Source organism: Staphylococcus epidermidis (genome assembly GCF_006742205.1).
Taxonomy (GTDB): Bacteria; Bacillota; Bacilli; order Staphylococcales; family Staphylococcaceae; genus Staphylococcus; species Staphylococcus epidermidis.
Genome location: NZ_AP019721.1, coordinates 1,960,163 through 1,976,585 on the forward strand (window position 1 = coordinate 1,960,163; position 16,423 = coordinate 1,976,585).

16 protein-coding genes, 1 other RNA gene and 1 pseudogene are annotated in these 16,423 nt (G+C 33.6%); 4 read left to right on the top strand and 14 right to left on the bottom strand.

What is annotated here, in order from left to right; translation table 11 throughout:
* The first annotated feature begins 23 nt into the window (after positions 1–23).
* A complete protein-coding gene (locus tag FNL83_RS09600) occupies positions 24–566 on the top strand; it encodes a hypothetical protein (protein ID WP_001832592.1) in 543 nt (180 codons plus the stop codon).
* Between the two features lie 143 nt (positions 567–709).
* On the opposite strand, the gene FNL83_RS09605 is transcribed toward FNL83_RS09600, so the two are convergent.
* Entirely contained in the window at positions 710–889 is a 180-nt protein-coding gene (locus FNL83_RS09605) for a hypothetical protein (RefSeq protein WP_001829655.1), read from the bottom strand.
* Here FNL83_RS09605 and FNL83_RS09610 point away from each other — a divergent pair.
* Positions 855–1,486 (top strand): annotated as a pseudogene (locus FNL83_RS09610) (site-specific integrase); the annotation flags it as partial. The gene FNL83_RS09605 and the pseudogene FNL83_RS09610 overlap by 35 nt on opposite strands.
* Before the next feature lie 12 nt (positions 1,487–1,498).
* A complete protein-coding gene (locus tag FNL83_RS09615) occupies positions 1,499–2,173 on the top strand; it encodes a hypothetical protein (RefSeq protein ID WP_001829583.1) in 675 nt (224 codons plus the stop codon).
* Positions 2,174–2,258: 85 nt separating this feature from the next.
* Here FNL83_RS09615 and ssrA read toward each other — a convergent pair.
* The 12 genes from ssrA to FNL83_RS09675 form a co-directional block, all read right to left on the bottom strand.
* Positions 2,259–2,619, bottom strand: a transfer-messenger RNA (tmRNA) gene (gene ssrA, locus FNL83_RS09620).
* A 105-nt stretch (positions 2,620–2,724) separates the two neighbouring features.
* Complete coding sequence (gene smpB / locus FNL83_RS09625) at positions 2,725–3,195, bottom strand: SsrA-binding protein SmpB (RefSeq protein ID WP_001829588.1); 471 nt, start codon at positions 3,193–3,195, stop codon at positions 2,725–2,727.
* 24 nt (positions 3,196–3,219) lie between these two features.
* Entirely contained in the window at positions 3,220–5,598 is a 2,379-nt protein-coding gene (rnr, locus tag FNL83_RS09630) for a ribonuclease R (protein WP_001829677.1), read from the bottom strand.
* A 34-nt stretch (positions 5,599–5,632) separates the two neighbouring features.
* The gene (locus FNL83_RS09635; protein ID WP_001829672.1) at positions 5,633–6,373 is read right to left on the bottom strand and encodes an alpha/beta hydrolase; all 741 of its coding nucleotides are present in this window, start codon (positions 6,371–6,373) and stop codon (positions 5,633–5,635) included.
* A gap of 300 nt (positions 6,374–6,673) precedes the next feature.
* Positions 6,674–6,907, bottom strand: coding sequence for a preprotein translocase subunit SecG (secG, locus tag FNL83_RS09640; protein ID WP_001829669.1), 234 nt, complete (start codon positions 6,905–6,907; stop codon positions 6,674–6,676).
* Positions 6,908–6,975: 68 nt separating this feature from the next.
* Positions 6,976–7,434 carry a hypothetical protein gene (locus FNL83_RS09645; protein ID WP_049387500.1) on the bottom strand — a complete coding sequence of 153 codons (459 nt, stop codon included), beginning with the start codon at positions 7,432–7,434 and terminating at the stop codon, positions 6,976–6,978.
* 165 nt (positions 7,435–7,599) lie between these two features.
* Positions 7,600–8,904 (bottom strand): surface-displayed alpha-enolase, encoded by a 1,305-nt coding sequence (eno, locus tag FNL83_RS09650; RefSeq protein ID WP_001829595.1) that lies wholly within the window; start codon positions 8,902–8,904, stop codon positions 7,600–7,602.
* Between the two features lie 138 nt (positions 8,905–9,042).
* Positions 9,043–10,560 (bottom strand): 2,3-bisphosphoglycerate-independent phosphoglycerate mutase, encoded by a 1,518-nt coding sequence (gpmI, locus tag FNL83_RS09655; protein WP_001829591.1) that lies wholly within the window; start codon positions 10,558–10,560, stop codon positions 9,043–9,045.
* Positions 10,561–10,562: 2 nt separating this feature from the next.
* The gene (gene tpiA, locus FNL83_RS09660; RefSeq protein ID WP_001829574.1) at positions 10,563–11,324 is read right to left on the bottom strand and encodes a triose-phosphate isomerase; all 762 of its coding nucleotides are present in this window, start codon (positions 11,322–11,324) and stop codon (positions 10,563–10,565) included.
* 130 nt (positions 11,325–11,454) lie between these two features.
* Positions 11,455–12,645 carry a phosphoglycerate kinase gene (locus tag FNL83_RS09665; RefSeq protein ID WP_002468861.1) on the bottom strand — a complete coding sequence of 397 codons (1,191 nt, stop codon included), beginning with the start codon at positions 12,643–12,645 and terminating at the stop codon, positions 11,455–11,457.
* A 193-nt stretch (positions 12,646–12,838) separates the two neighbouring features.
* Positions 12,839–13,849, bottom strand: a complete 1,011-nt coding sequence (gap, locus tag FNL83_RS09670) for a type I glyceraldehyde-3-phosphate dehydrogenase (RefSeq protein WP_001829667.1) — start codon at positions 13,847–13,849, stop codon at positions 12,839–12,841.
* Positions 13,850–13,900: 51 nt separating this feature from the next.
* Positions 13,901–14,914 carry a sugar-binding transcriptional regulator gene (locus tag FNL83_RS09675; RefSeq protein ID WP_002438918.1) on the bottom strand — a complete coding sequence of 338 codons (1,014 nt, stop codon included), beginning with the start codon at positions 14,912–14,914 and terminating at the stop codon, positions 13,901–13,903.
* A gap of 355 nt (positions 14,915–15,269) precedes the next feature.
* On the opposite strand from FNL83_RS09675, the gene FNL83_RS09680 reads away from it, so the two are divergent.
* Positions 15,270–15,506 (top strand): hypothetical protein, encoded by a 237-nt coding sequence (locus FNL83_RS09680; protein WP_001829687.1) that lies wholly within the window; start codon positions 15,270–15,272, stop codon positions 15,504–15,506.
* Positions 15,507–15,678: 172 nt separating this feature from the next.
* Here the strand turns inward: FNL83_RS09680 and FNL83_RS09685 are convergent, their stop codons facing one another.
* Complete coding sequence (locus FNL83_RS09685; RefSeq protein WP_002470802.1) at positions 15,679–16,299, bottom strand: DUF4887 domain-containing protein; 621 nt, start codon at positions 16,297–16,299, stop codon at positions 15,679–15,681.
* Positions 16,300–16,423: the final 124 nt, after the last annotated feature.

Consider the following 16,423-nt stretch of genomic DNA (forward strand, 5'->3'; position numbering starts at 1 on the left):
CATTTTAAACGGAGGGATATAAAATGAAATTGAAACTATTAGGAACATTAGCACTCTCGTCAATAATATTAACAGCATGTGGACAAGAAAATGTAAAAAAAACAGAAAGCAATCCAAAAGAAGAACAAAATAAAACGGATAATATGCAAACTAATGGGAGCGTAACAAATTCTAATAGTAATCAAAAACAAAAAACAGCTCAAAAACAAATTTCCGCTCAAGAAGCAGAACAAATTGTCTCGAACTATTACATTAATAAAGGGATTAATAAGCAACAAGTTCTTGAATTTAAAACAAATATAGATAGAAGCAATGCTAATGAATATTATGTTGAACACCTTGTAAGAGATGCAGCCGGAACTCCTATAAAATTTTGTGCTGTAGTAAACAAAAGTACAGGTGAAGTGATCAATCGATTTAATGACATGAATGAGGAAGAAATGAAGGAATTTGAGGAATTTAAAAAAAGAAGTCCTAAGTACCATAATTCTGGTGAAGAAAAAAATAAAATGCAAGAAAATTCTTCATCTTCCGAACAACAAGAAGTCCACAATTCTGTTATATAACAAACAATCGATGAAGTAAAAAAATTTGATAATAATACTGATGCTGATATAAAAATGAGAAATCCGAATAAAATCTTATCATACAGATTACAAAAGATAACTATAGCATTATGATATAAATATTTTTTTAAAGAGAAATCACACTAATTTCGAAGATATTTTAACTTACATATAGATTTTTCATTATACTTCACTAAAACTAAATGATTATTATAATACCGTATACTCTCTTTATATTCATCACGTTTATTTACAACGTCATTTATTTCAGCACCATCACCAACTGTCTCATTAATTGATAATTTTGAAATTGAATCAAACAAAAGTTTCAATTATTGAACGCTATATAAAATTAATCAATTCTATGAAGCTTAGCTACACAACAGCAAAAATTATTCTTTAAGCTACTGTTTTTTACTCTGGTGCACGTAAGGGCGAAATTAGAGCCCTCACATGGCGCGATATTAACTACGATGATGATTTTCATACATATAAATAAAACGGACTATCACGGTGAAGTGACAGCCCCTAAAACAAAAGCAGCAATACGTGATATATACCTACCTTTTCATATGATGAATGACATAGAAAAATATTTAAAATGGTACAAAGAAAACAATGTATATAAAGATGATTATGTATTATTCGGTACATTCTTCAAGGCATACAGTGAATCAACTATAGATCGTTGGTTTACCACTGCATTAAAAGTGTTAGATGAACAACTGCCAGACGTTCAGACATTCCCTAGAATCGTTATACATGAATTAAGACATAGCCATGCGTCTATGCTAGTCAATCATGGTGCAAGTATCATGGTAATAGCACAGCGTTTAGGTCATGCTGATAGTAATGAAGTATATAACCGATACGGTCATTTGTACCCTAGTACGCAGAAAGAAATAGTTAAATACTTGTAAGGAGTCTTATAAATGAATGAGTTAGGTCAAACAATTATTGAGAATTACAATACCTTTGCGCCAAAAAATATGTTCTCAGAGTGGCTTAAGAATCTGCTACAACCACTTGCCACTTTATCGTTGGGATTTTTTGTATATAAATACACTGATAATCGTCATAAAAAAAGATTATTAAACGAGTTAGATTCGAAGTCAGAATGGAGAAAAACGTTATTTATAATAGGTGGGAACTCTACCGTCACATTAGATGATGTATATCAATTCAGAACTGCACTAAGATTTAATTTTAAAAACAATGGGAACTATATCGATAAAGAGAAAAGCAAAAAAGAAGGCTTTAGTTATTTCTTTGACAATATGAATATAATAATTATTAAATACTGTATTAATCTAATAGAAAAGAAGCAAGCAGTATCTAACTCAATAGATTTAGATATAAAAGATCAAAACAGTATAAGACTATTTTGTAGATATATGTTAGCAGACCACTGGGAGAAAAATCAAAATAAAAATTTAAAATTTGATGATCCTAACAAAGAAGAAGAGTTATGTATTTTCACATTAAAAGAGTTTTTGAAGCTACACAAATATTATCAAAATTCTAAAGATGAAGATTCAAAAAATAAATTTAAGTCTTTATTTGACGAATCGAAAGAGTTAGTAGAAAAAAAAGACACCCCTTCATAAGGTGTCTTTTTCATTGTGCACTATCTGTGCACTTTTTGTGCACCTAAAATCCAAAAGCCCACAACCACTTGGGTTGCAGGCTATATAATGGAGACGGCGGGATTCGAACCCGCGTCCAGAGGTCCTGATACAAATCTTTCTACGTGTGTAGTTTATTGATAATTTTCGCATCATGCTAAGCAATAAACAACCAACATGATACTAGCTTGATTATATTTCATCTAAACAGACTTCAAGCGGCAGTGTTTAGCATATCCTACTAGGGTTGAATCGCGTTAACAGCACGTAGGAGATGCTGTTAGGCGATGCAGTGGCTATTACGCAGCTACTGCGAAATTATTGTTTGATTTGTCAGTTATATTTAACCGAAATGTGTTGATGACGGAGCCAACCCTCCGACACGCTTAATAAGCTCGGGGACCCCTGTCGAATCCAAGAACGTCCCCTCAATTCAAATCAATCTAACAAAATATTTGGTTAAATTATCAATAAAACAATTTGACACTGCATACAATCATATCAAAGATGGCCCGATTAAGCAATGATATTGCTTAATAACGGGCTTTAACTGCACGATCAATATCTCGTTTTACCGCTTTTTCTTTAAGTGCTTGACGTTTGTCGTATTTCTTTTTACCTCTAGCAACGCCTAATAAAACTTTACATTGACCATGTTTTAAATATAACTTCAACGGAATAATAGAATAACCTATTTCTCGTGTACGCTCACCTAATTTTTGAATTTCTTTTTTGTGCAAGAGTAATTTACGTGTACGTAAAGGGTCATGATTAAAACGGTTCCCTTCTTCATATGGTGCAATATGCATATTATTCAGGTACATTTCGCCTCGTCTCACTTGCGCAAAGCTATCTTTTAAATTGGCACTACCACGACGTATGGATTTAATTTCAGTACCTCTTAAAGCAATACCCGCTTCAATTGTATCTTCAATATTGTAGTCATGTCTTGCTTTACGGTTTTCAGCTAACGTACCTGGTGATTTTGATTTTTTCTTAGCCACTATTACTCACCTCATCTTTGCTGACTATTTTTTCTTTCGACGTGATTTTTTCTTCACACTTTTATCTTTATAAAAAGGTTTGTGGTGCGTATTACCTTGTTTATCTTTTTTACGAGCATTTTTACCTTTACGTTGCTTACGTTTTTTCTTTTTACCTTTACCATTACGATCACTTTTAGTATGGTCTAACGACTTGCCACGTGTTTTAGCTTGAATGGTTTTCTCACGAGCAGGTCGTTGTGATGATGTCTTTTTAGGTAATGGCATGCCAACAATTTGGAAATCTATCATGCGTTCTTCCACATCAACATGTGTCACTTTAACTTTGACCGCATCACCAATGCGAAAGACCTTTGCTTGACGTTCACCGATTAGTGCCATTTGTCGTTCATCAAAATGATAATAATCGTCTGTCATATTAGCGATATGAACCATACCCTCAATAGTATTAGGTAATTCTATAAACATACCAAAATTAGCAACCGAGCTAATGATACCTTCAAATTCATCACCAATATGTTGAATCATATACTCAGCTTTTTTCAATTCATCAGTATCACGTTCGGCTTCAATGGCACGGCGTTCACGTTGTGATGTGTGCTCAGCTAATTCTGGCAACGTCTCTTCCCAATGACGTATTTCTTTTTTATCCATAGAATTCTCTATTAAATATTTACGAATTAATCTATGCACTGTTAAATCAGGATAACGGCGTATTGGAGACGTAAAGTGAGTATAGTACTCAGCAGACAAACCAAAATGTCCTAAATTAACATCATCATAATGTGCTTGTTGCATAGAACGTAACATCATCGTTGAAATAACCATTTGTTCTGGTCTACCTTCAACTTCTTCTTGAATGTTTTGTAATGTTGTTGGATGAATATCTTCACCTGTACCTTTAATCATAATACCAAAATTGGTAATAAAGTCGAAGAACTGTCTTAATCGGTCAGATTTTGGTTGTTCATGAACACGATAAATAAATGGTACTTCCAATTTATTGAAGTGTTCAGCTACTGTTTCATTGGCTGCTAACATGAATGATTCAATTAAACGTTCTCCTTCGCCACGTTCTCTCATTAGCACTTCTGTTGGAATACCTTCGTCATTCACAAGTACTTTCGCTTCATTAATATCAAAATCAATTTCTCCACGACGTTTGCGCATACGAATTAATCTATTTGATAAATCTTGCGCTAAATCTAACATAGGTGTTAAATCTTTATATTGTGAACGTATTTCAGAATCTTGATCAGTGATAATTTTGTTAACTGCATCATATGTCATTCTGTAGTTTGAATGTATTACACTATCAAAGATTTCATGTTTTACAACTTCGCCTCGTTCATTTATTTCCATTCGACAACTTAATGTTAAACGATCTTCTTCCGGATTTAATGAGCATATTCCATTACTTAGACGGTGTGGAATCATCGGGATTACTCGATCGACAAGATACACACTTGTCGCACGATCATATGCTTCTTTATCTAAAGCTGATCCTTCTTTTACATAGTAACTTACATCTGCAATACTAACTGTAAGCTCGGTGTTGCCATTTTTTAATTTTTTTACAGCAATGGCATCATCTAAATCTTTAGCATCTGCGCCATCTATAGTGATTGTTAATTCATCTCTTAAATCACGACGCCCTTCGATTTCAGATGGTTCTATTACATCCGGTACTTCTTCAGCTTCTTGTAATACATCATCTGGAAACTCGATTTCTATTCCATGCTGGTAAATGATGGAAAGTATATCTACACCTGGATCATTTTTATGACCTAATATTGCTGAAACGTGGCCTTCTGGATTGTCAGTACTATCGGCATACTTCGTAATTTGTACTAATACTTTATGACCATCTACAGCACCTAAATTTTGTCCTTTAGGTATAAAGATATCTTGCATAATACGTTTGTCATCCGGTAATACGAAACCAAAATGCTTTGCTTCGCTATACGTTCCAACAACTTGTGTAACTGAATGCTTTTCAATAGATTTTACTTCACCTTCAATTTTACCTTTATGTTCTCCACGAGATTTTTGAATTTCCACGATGACAGTATCTCCATCTAATGCTCTATTGATTTTAGTTGGTGGAATAAAAATATCATCCATCTCGTCATCTTCAGGTCTTAAGAAAGCAAAGCCTTTTTTATTTTGACTTAACGTTCCTTTGATTAGTTTTGAATTTGTTTTGTTGGATTGTTTACGTTGATATCTGTCTGTTCTTGTACGTTCAATTAAACCAGACTGTTCTAATTCAACGAGTATTTTAATTAAATCTCTAAATGAGTCGGCACTGTTTAAACCTAACGCATCTTGAAAGTCAGATACTGACATGGGTTCATAGTCAGGTTGTTTTATCATTTCTTCGATGGATTGCTTTAAATTCATTATGCCCCTCCTTTCTCTCCTACATCTTTATTTTTTACTCTGTCCATTCCAATGATTCTAAAAATTGATATACATCTTCAAAGACTTTCTCTTTTTCTTTATCAATGGTAATCACATGACCTGAATGTTGATACCATTTGATTTCTTTTTCATCAGAATCGACATGATTATATATATAATTTGCTGATTGAGGATCAATCATTGTATCTTGTTCTGCTTGTACGACAAGTATTGGATCAATTACTTCATCGACATGTTCTTTAACTCCATTTAGAGTGTCACTCAGTTCTCTCAGGGTTTCAGTTGGATGAAATTGTTCCATTTCTTGATCAATCGTTTGTTGATCTTTGCCTTCATATTTTTTAAAGTTACGTGCATATTCAAGAAAGCCTTCATAAATCGAACCTTCTGTTTTATTCTCCATAGGTGCACACATAGTTATAATCCCCTTCACATCACGATTTAAACTTAGTTTTAATGCGAAGGCGCCACCTAATGATAAACCAGCTACTGCTATTTCTTCGTAACCTTGATCTACTAAATAATCATAACCATCTAAAACATCTTTAAACCAAACAAAAGGGCTAGATTTTAATATTTCTTCTGGGGGCGCTGCATGTCCTTCATATTGTGGAGCATAAGATGTATAGCCCTTTTTTTGAAGATAACGCCCAAGTTGTCTTACATCAGCAGAGTTACCTGTAAAGCCGTGAAGAAGTAACACTGCACGTTTCCCTTCTTCAAAAAAGAATGGTTTTGGTAGTTTAATTTGCATGATTAAAATCCCTCTCCCTTATAGTAAGTACTCAATTTATCCTAAATAAGTTAAGTATTTCAATTTATTTCATATATTTAAAAATCTCTTCATTATTATCAAATTGACTTGATAAATCATTATTCCCTTTAACATATGATTTAAAAACATGATTGTCTCAATTATAAAATAAAAAAGTCCGACAAGTACATCGTCGGACTCAGGCTGATAATACTTAATAGCAAATGTGATTAATTTGCCCTATCATTTATCAGTCTTGGTTAAGATTCATTTACTTCATTAAAACAAATATAATATTCTCTACATACCTAAGTAACTAATACAAAACATAAGTACAAAGAATAAAATAGCTAAAATTATTGTTAATCTATGCAAGAATAAATCGACGCCACGTTGTTTTTGTTTACCAAACAATTGTTCAGCGCCACCACTAATAGCACCTGAAAGTCCATTACTTTTACCTTCTTGGAGTAATACAACAGTCACTAATGCAATACAATCTATAATTAATAAAACGATGATTAATGTATGCATAAAAATTGTCCTCCGTTCATTATATACGAAAGAAATTATAACACATCTTTATTGATGTAATCAAACTTCTATCTATTGAAAGTACTTTTACGTGTAATAGAAGCAACTAGCATATAAATTGCTAGAATTATAGATCCAATCACTACAATTAAAATTGGTAAAACTGCAAGTACATTTTTTACATCTAAAATACCTTGAATAAATAAGTAAAGATTTACGAGTGTAAATAGTGCATTAGAAATATATACGGCAAACATAAACCACCATAAATATGGATGGCGATTCCAGAAAGCAACAGTACCTGCTAAGTAAGCTAAAATATACATAATTCCAGTGTATCGGTCACTATTTAAAATGTTTTTCACTGCTGTATCTGATGTTTTTTGACCAGCTAAAGATAAAATTGATTTAGCTGTTGATTCATCTAATACAATAAAGTGGTGTATGATAAGTAAAATACAAAACACTAATGAACTTATCGCAATTAAACGTCCAGTTCTTATTTCTTTAGCATTTGAGTCTGTCATAATTGTACTCCTTTTACAAAATTACTCACATCATTATATCAGTTTACATTAATAATTTAAAATGTACTTAACTAAAAAAGCCCGTTGCAGCCTCAACTCTGCAACGGACAATTCAATTAAGATATTAAATAATAAGCGTGAACTCTTATAAAAATTAAAGAGATATTATTTATCTAAATTGTAGAAAGATTTAATTCCTTCAAATTTAGCTGTTTCGTATAATTCATCTTCAATACGTAATAATTGATTGTATTTAGCAATACGGTCAGTTCTAGATAATGAACCTGTTTTAATTTGGCCTGCATTTGTAGCAACTGCGATATCAGCAATTGTAGTATCTTCAGTTTCACCAGAACGGTGAGATACAACCGCAGTATATCCAGCTTTTTGAGCCATTTCAATAGCATCGAATGTTTCAGTTAATGTACCGATTTGGTTTACTTTGATTAAGATTGAGTTACCAATACCTTGTTCGATACCTTTAGATAAAATTTCAGTGTTAGTTACGAATAAATCATCACCAACTAATTGAACTTTATCACCGATACGATCAGTTAATTGTTTCCAACCTTCCCAATCGTTTTCATCCATACCATCTTCAATAGTGATGATTGGATATTTACCAATTAATTCTTCTAAGTAGTCAACTTGCTCTGCTGCACTACGTTTAGCACCGTGTTCACCTTCGAATTTAGTGTAATCATAAACACCATTTTCATAGAATTCAGAAGAAGCACAGTCAAATCCTAAGAATACATCTTCACCTGGTTTGTATCCTGCTTTTTCGATAGCTTTAATAATAGTTTCTACAGCGTCTTCAGTGCCTTCAAATCTAGGAGCGAAACCACCTTCATCACCTACTGCAGTTTCTAAACCACGTTCACTTAAGATTGATTTAAGGTTATGGAAGATTTCTGCACCCCAACGTAATGATTCTTTGAATGACTCAGCACCTACAGGTAAAATCATGAACTCTTGGAAAGCAATTGGTGCATCTGAGTGAGAACCACCATTAACAATATTCATCATAGGTACTGGCAATTGTTTACCATTAAATCCACCTAAATATTTATATAATGGTTGACCTAATAAGTCAGCAGCTGCACGAGCTACGGCAATAGAAACACCTAAAATGGCATTTGCACCTAATTTACCTTTGTTGTGTGTACCGTCTAATTGAATCATCATTTTATCAATAGATACTTGATCTAAAACTGAAAATTCACCTTCAACGATTTCTGGTGCGATCATTTCGTTAACATTTTCTACCGCTTTAGTCACACCTTTACCTAAATAACGTGATTTATCTCCATCACGTAATTCAACTGCTTCATGTTCACCAGTAGAAGCACCAGAAGGTACTAATGCACGTCCGAAAGCACCGCTTTCAGTTAATACTTCAACTTCAACTGTTGGGTTACCACGTGAGTCTAAGACTTCGCGAGCGTAAACATCTGTAATAATTGGCATGTTTAATATCTCCTTTAATTATATTATATGACTATTATAGCCTTTTTCTAAACTTTTATAAAATGATAATACATATAAAACCAAGAAAATTTGAACATCTATACGTTGCTGTAAATTCTTAATCTTAATGCATCTATTCTAATGTTTAATCAGTGATTCACCTGTCATTTCAGATGGTTGTTTAACATTTAATAAATCTAATAATGTCGGCGCTAAATCGCCTAAACGTCCAGTTTCTCTTAATGTAACACCTTCTTTAGTTACAATAACTGGAACAGGATTAGTTGTGTGTGTCGTCATAGGTTGGTCGTCATCAGTTAATACTTGATCTGAGTTACCGTGGTCTGCAGTGATGATGGCATGACCACCCATATCAATAATTTTGTCAACGACTTCACCAAGACACTCATCTACTGCTTCGATTGCTTTAATTGTTGGTTCAAGCATACCACTATGTCCAACCATATCTGGGTTAGCAAAGTTCAGTAGAATTAAATCTAAGTCACCTTTGTCTAACTCTTCTAATAATGCATCTTTAACTTCATATGCACTCATCTCAGGTTTTAAATCATAAGTCGCTACTTTTGGAGAATCGATGAGTCTACGACGTTCTCCTTCGAACTCTTCATTTCGTCCACCACTCATAAAGTATGTTACATGTGGATACTTTTCAGTTTCAGCAATACGTAATTGTTTCAAGCCATTATCTTGAGCAACTTCACCGATTGTATTATTTAAGTCAACTTTTTCAAATACAATTTCAGCATCTACATTGTCATTATATTTCGTGAATGTAGCGTAGAATAAGTTGTCCACTTGTTCAACTTTAAATCCATCAAACGCTTTATTAGTAAAGATTTCTGAAAGTTGAGCTGCTCTATCTGGACGGAAATTATAAAAGATTACTGCGTCTCCGTCGTTCACACCATCGTTTTGGCCTTCAACTATAAACGGTTCGACGAATTCATCAGTCACATCATTTTTATAATTAGCTTCAACGCCTGCTTTAGCTGAAGTAAATGTAGGACCTTCAAAGTTACGAATAGCATTATAGGCACGTTCCTCACGATCCCAACGCTTGTCACGGTCCATAGCATAATAACGTCCTGAAACAGAAGCGAATTGGCCTACACCTAATTCTTTAAATTTATCTTCAGTTTCCTCTATATATTTCAAAGCAGATTTTTGATCAACATCACGACCATCTAAAAATGCGTGGACATATACTTTATCTATTCCTTGCTTTTTAGCTAATTCTAAAATAGCAAATAGATGCTTATAATGACTGTGTACACCACCATCAGAAAGCAATCCGAATACATGAAGCGCAGAGCCATTGTCTTTAACATGTTTAACAGCGTTATTTAATACAGTGTTATCAAAGAATTCTCCGTCTTCAATCGATTTATTAATACGAGTTAAACTTTGATATACGATGCGTCCTGCACCAATATTCATATGTCCTACTTCAGAGTTACCCATTTGACCTTCAGGAAGACCTACATCTAAGCCACTAGCTTCTATTTGTGTTGTAGGATATTTTTCATAATATCGATCAAAATTAGGTTTATGTGCTTGCTTAACTGCATTGCCATGTTCACTTTCACGATTTGCGAAACCATCTAAGATGATTAAGGCAGTTGGTTGTTTTGCCATAATTATTTTGCACCTTCTAACAATTGTACGAAATCTTCAACTTTTAATGATGCGCCACCTACAAGAGCGCCATCGATATCTGATTGAGCCATATATTCTTTAATGTTATTAGGTTTAACACTACCACCATATTGAATACGTGTAGCGTCAGCAACCTCTTGACTAGATAAGTCAGCTAATGTTTGACGTACGTGAGCACACATTTCATTTGCATCTTCAGATGTAGATGACTTACCAGTACCGATAGCCCAAATTGGTTCATATGCAATAACAACTTCTTTAAGTTGATCATCTGATAAACCTTCGACAGCTTTTTTCACTTGATTACCTACGATTTTATTTGCTTTACCAGCTTCACGTTCTTCATCAGATTCACCTACACAAATAATAGGTGTCATACCGTGATTGAAGATAGCATGCGCTTTTTTGTTTACTTCTTCGTCAGTTTCGTGGAAATAGTCACGACGCTCTGAGTGACCAATCACTACATATTTAACACCTAATTCAGATAATGCTACTGGTGAAGTTTCTCCAGTATAAGCACCGCTTTCTTCAAAGTAAGCGTTTTGTGCTCCAATTTTTAACCCTTTTGCTTTACCATCTTTAACAGCTGTTACTAAAGCGTCTAATTGGATTGTTGGTGCACAAATAACTGATTCTACTTCTTTAGGATCAGGTAATGTTGGTAATTCGTTTACAAAGTCTTTAGCTTCTTGAACTGTTTTATTCATTTTCCAGTTTCCGGCTATAATTGGTGTTCTCATTCATTACACTCCTTAATTTTTAGTGTTAAATTTGTAAGCTTTTATCCAAATACTTGCTTATTTCGAAATAAACGTTGAAAGCAAAAATGACTTTCTATTGTTTTATTCCCACATCAAAGTATTTAAAAACTTATTTATCATTAATAGCTTTTATACCAGGTAATTCTTTACCTTCTAAGTATTCTAATGATGCTCCTCCACCAGTAGAGATGTGTGTAAAGTCATCTTCGAAACCTAATGAAATTGCTGCTGCGGCAGAGTCACCACCACCAATAATAGTAGTAGCGTCTTCCAATTTAGCAATAGACTCACATACACCGATTGTACCTTTAGCAAAATTACTAAATTCGAATACACCCATAGGTCCATTCCATACTACAGTATGTGCACCTTGTAATTCTTTATTAAATAATTCTACTGTTTTAGGTCCAATATCCATTGCTTCTTGATCTGAAGGGATTTCATTGATAGATACTTCAGTGATTTTTGCATCATTAGAAAATTCTTTAGCGATTTTACAATCTACAGGTAATACTATTTGATCGCCATTATTCTCTAACAAGTCTTTAGCAAAATCAATTTTGTCTTCTTCCAATAATGAAAGACCTATTTCCTTACCTTGCGCTTTAATAAATGTATAAGCCATACCGCCACCGATTAAGATTTTATCTGCGATATTAACTAAATTTTTGATAACATTAATTTTATCTGAAACTTTAGCGCCACCTAAAATAGCAACTACTGGTTTTTGTGGATCATTCACTACGCCACCAATAAATTTAATTTCTTTTTCCATTAAGTAACCAGCTGCTGTTTCTAGATGAGTAGAAATACCTACGTTTGACGCATGTTCACGGTGCGCTGTACCAAATGCATCATTAACAAATACATCACCTAATGACGCCCAATATTTACCTAATTCAGGATTATTTTTAGATTCTTTTTTACCATCTAAATCTTCGAAACGTGTATTTTCAACTAATAAAACATCGCCTTCATTTAAGTTTTCAATTGCTGTTTCGAGTTTTTCGCCACGTGTTTCAGGAACGAATATAACTTCTTTACCTAATTTCTTAGATAAGTTTTCAGCAACAGGCTTAAGTGAAAGTCCTTCTTTATCACTCTCTTCTTTAACTTTACCTAAGTGAGAGAATAAAACTAATTTACCACCTTGTTCAATAATATATTCGATTGTTGGTAATGCTTGAACAATTCTGTTGTCATTAGTGATTTCACCATCTTTAATTGGAACGTTAAAATCAGCGCGCTCAAGAACAACTTTACCTTTTAAATCTAAGTCTGAAACGATTTTTTTAGCCATTATCTATTTCCTCCTTCGTATAGGAAAACTTTATATAAAAATAAGCGGAGAAGCGTATGTGCTCCCCGCTTACTCATAAGCTTATATATCTAATTAAACAGTACAGAGCACTAGTCAAATTATGAACGTGTAGAAGAGCTTTACACTCTCCACGCTATAACTTTAAATAACGTGCTTATCCGTTAAGCTTCAATTATTTAGAAAGTTCAGCTAAGTGAGCTAATGTACGTACTAATTGAGCAGTGTAAGACATTTCATTGTCGTACCAAGCTGCAACTTTAACTAATTGACGATCTCCAACAGTCATAACACGAGTTTGAGTCGCATCAAATAATGAACCGTAAGTCATACCAACAATATCAGAAGATACGATTTCGTCTTCAGTGTAACCGAATGATTCGTCAGAAGCTTGTTTCATAGCACTGTTAACTTGGTCAACAGTTACATCTTGTTTGTCTAATACTACAGTTAATTCAGTTAAAGAACCAGTAGCAACTGGAACACGTTGTGCTCCACCGTCTAATTTACCATCGATTTCTGGAATAACTTTACCGATAGCTTTAGCAGCACCTGTTGAGTTAGGGATAATATTTTCAGCTGCTGCACGTGCACGACGTTTGTCACCTTTTCTGTGAGGTGCGTCTTGTGTATTTTGGTCACCAGTGTAAGCGTGAATTGTAGTCATGAAACCTTCAACTAAACCGAATTCGTCACTTAAAACTTTTGCAACTGGTGCTAATGAGTTAGTAGTACAAGAAGCACCTGAAACAACTGTTTCTGAACCATCTAATGTATCATGGTTAGTGTTGAATACGATTGTTTTTACATCACCTTTAGCTGGAGCTGAGATTAATACTTTTTTAGCACCTGCATCGATGTGAGCTTGTGCTTTTTCTTTATCAGTATAGAAACCAGTACATTCTAATACTACGTCGATATCTAAATCGCCCCATGGTAATTTACCAGCATCTGGTTCATCGAATGATTTAATTTCTTTACCGTTCACACGGAATCCACCTTCGATAACTTCAACTTCTCCAGTGAAACGACCTTGCATAGTATCGTATTTTAATAAATGAGCTAACATATCGTCATCTGTTAAGTCGTTAACTGCAACTACTTCAAGACCTTCTACATCTTGAATTCTTCTGAATGCTAAACGACCAATTCTACCAAAACCATTAATTGCTACTTTAATTGCCATTATAATGGCCTCCTTTAAAATGATATTTAAAAAGTATTAAACTTTTTATTACTATTGTAAAATGACTTTTGCTGCGGCTTCATCTGTAATCAATACAGTGTTTTCCGGTGCAATTGAAAGATAAGCTTTAATAGCTTCTCCTTTTGATTGTCCACCAGCAACCGCAAAGATAAAGTCTTTGTTCTCAAGATCCTCTAGCTGAAGGCCAATCGTTTTGACCTTATGAACTATTTGACCCTGAGCATCAAAATAATATCCAAAAGCTTCTCCAACGGCTTGATGATGTTGAAGGTTATCAATCACATTTTGAGATGATTGACGTCGATGCGCCATCTTCAGCGCATCACCAATGCCGTGTATTGTTATATTAGCTTGCTTGATTTTATCTAGTGTATGCATGACAGAAGGTTCCAACATTAACGTATCGTATGTGGACTCACTCACGTTGTCTGGAACATAGAGTGTTGTATAATAGCCACCAGCTTGTTGGGCCATACTCGAAGCGATTGTATTCGCTTGATAAACAACATTTTCTCCAAGTCCACCTCTAGCTGGAACAAAGAATACGTTAAACGGTAATAAATGTATCGACTCACTCACGCACGCCATTGTTGAACCACCAGTTACAGAGACAATAGCATCTTCATAAAGTATACCTTCTAAAAGTTGCCCAGCTTGTTGACCCATTTCACGTTTTACAGTTCGATTAGAATCGGAATCTCCTGGAATGACATGTACATCTTTAATATGAAATTTATCTTTGATAGCACTGGCCAATTTATGGTCATCGCTATAAACATTAAAGTATTCACCTAGTTGTGCTAATACTTCAGTACCTTCATTAGTAATTTCCATTCCCGTAGGTTTGACACGAATTAATTCTTGCTTCTTTAACATATCTGTTTCCGACCGTAAAACTCTCTCAGTCATATCCATATGTTCACTTAGACTTCTTCTTCCTACAGGTTGATTTTGAGAGATAGTAGATAAAATATAAAAGCGTCTATACATCTTATCTATAAGATCAGGTATAAGCTTTTGTTGAACTTTAATTAAGTCTTTCACTACTACCTTCCTCCTTATATCTTTGTAACAAAGGTACTTGAGAGGCAATCATAACTAAGCTTTGACTTTTTAAGTCCCACCTGGGACAAAATCTAACCTCTTTACACTTGCAATACTACTATTACGTATTATAAATTGCAAGTGAATTCACTTAATTTCTAAGTTAAATTATAAAAGTTTGTAGGAAAACGATTACAAACAAAGTATAGACCCCATTCTTATATAGTAATTTAATCACTGTTCGCTTTCTAAATAACTCTACCCAAATTAAATTTTATTCATGCATTTGTTTTATTTAGTTGTTATGATTAACTCTATAATTTGAATCTGAATAAAATTAGAGTGAGGTAAAACAATGTCGAATCATAATTATTCTGACGAAAAAATCGAAGTTATAGATCCGAGTGATGATAGATATAAAGGAGATGATTATTTTAATAAAAATTCATCTCAAAACAATCAAAATTTAAAAACTTTTAATCAAACTTATTCTTATGGTTGCACACATTCAGGATGCGGCTGTATATTAGGCTGTTTAACTATTTCACTTATTTCATTCTTACTTTCATTACTAATTTTTTGGATTATATAAACATAAAAAGGGTGGGACTGAATTCATTTTGAATTCGAAGTCCCACCCTTTGGGCTAACTCGAGTTAATAAAGATTAAAATTAACGAATCATGGCTTACTTAAGTGACCTTAAAACTATTTTTAGGAATAGTCACAAGATGAACTTTCCAAAAATTTTTAAGTTATTTCTTATTAATCCTTTTTTGAGCTTTGAGAATTTTGATTGTTATTATTTTGTTTTTGTGTGTTCTGCCCCGAACTAGCATTTTGATTGCCACTATTTCCATTGTTTTGTGGTCTGGTTGACTGTGTTTGATTTGATTTATTTTGGGTACTTTGACGATTCTCTGATGACTGGTTAGATTTATTTTGTTGTGGCTTTTGTTGTGTTGACGATTGATCTTTTTCATTTGGGCTTTCTTTAGAATTTGAACTGTCTTGTCTAGTTTTTTTTCTTTCATCAGTTTTTGGTTCTTTTGCTCTCTTTTCTCCTGTTTGTGGATTTTGTCTCACCGGAGTTTGAGTTGTAGGTCTTTGTGGCGTTTGAACAGTTTGTTGCGTTTGTTGCGTTTGTTGAGTTTGAGGAACTTGTTGCGTTTGTTGTGTATTATTCTTTTTTTCTTCCACCGATTTTTTATCTTTTTTTTCCTTTTTGTCTTTATCGTCTTTTTTCTTTTCTTGCTGTGTTGTTTTATCACTGAGTCGTTCGTTACCTTTTTTTGAACTATCGACAAATGAGTAAATACCAAATGCTAAACCTATTAATAATAGCAAAACTACAATCGCACTAATAAATTTGGAGATACCGCTCATATTGTTTACCTCTCTTTCATTCTTAAACACGAATTTATCTTAAAAACAATACTATTGAATCATTGTAAAAAATCAAATCTCAACTATTTTCAATAATTAAAAGTAGTATTTCCCTAAAATTTTT

Bases quoted from the DNA above. Each gene is read 5' to 3' on its own strand.
- FNL83_RS09680 (WP_001829687.1), top strand. From the start codon at position 15,270: ATGTCGAATCATAATTATTCTGACGAAAAAATCGAAGTTATAGATCCG.
- gap (WP_001829667.1), bottom strand. From the start codon at position 13,849: ATGGCAATTAAAGTAGCAATTAATGGTTTTGGTAGAATTGGTCGTTTA.
- FNL83_RS09635 (WP_001829672.1), bottom strand. From the start codon at position 6,373: ATGCAAATTAAACTACCAAAACCATTCTTTTTTGAAGAAGGGAAACGT.
- secG (WP_001829669.1), bottom strand. From the start codon at position 6,907: ATGCATACATTAATCATCGTTTTATTAATTATAGATTGTATTGCATTA.
- tpiA (WP_001829574.1), bottom strand. From the start codon at position 11,324: ATGAGAACACCAATTATAGCCGGAAACTGGAAAATGAATAAAACAGTT.
- FNL83_RS09665 (WP_002468861.1), bottom strand. From the start codon at position 12,645: ATGGCTAAAAAAATCGTTTCAGACTTAGATTTAAAAGGTAAAGTTGTT.
- FNL83_RS09600 (WP_001832592.1), top strand. From the start codon at position 24: ATGAAATTGAAACTATTAGGAACATTAGCACTCTCGTCAATAATATTA.
- FNL83_RS09685 (WP_002470802.1), bottom strand. From the start codon at position 16,299: ATGAGCGGTATCTCCAAATTTATTAGTGCGATTGTAGTTTTGCTATTA.
- FNL83_RS09645 (WP_049387500.1), bottom strand. From the start codon at position 7,434: ATGACAGACTCAAATGCTAAAGAAATAAGAACTGGACGTTTAATTGCG.
- FNL83_RS09615 (WP_001829583.1), top strand. From the start codon at position 1,499: ATGAATGAGTTAGGTCAAACAATTATTGAGAATTACAATACCTTTGCG.
- rnr (WP_001829677.1), bottom strand. From the start codon at position 5,598: ATGAATTTAAAGCAATCCATCGAAGAAATGATAAAACAACCTGACTAT.
- eno (WP_001829595.1), bottom strand. From the start codon at position 8,904: ATGCCAATTATTACAGATGTTTACGCTCGCGAAGTCTTAGACTCACGT.
- gpmI (WP_001829591.1), bottom strand. From the start codon at position 10,560: ATGGCAAAACAACCAACTGCCTTAATCATCTTAGATGGTTTCGCAAAT.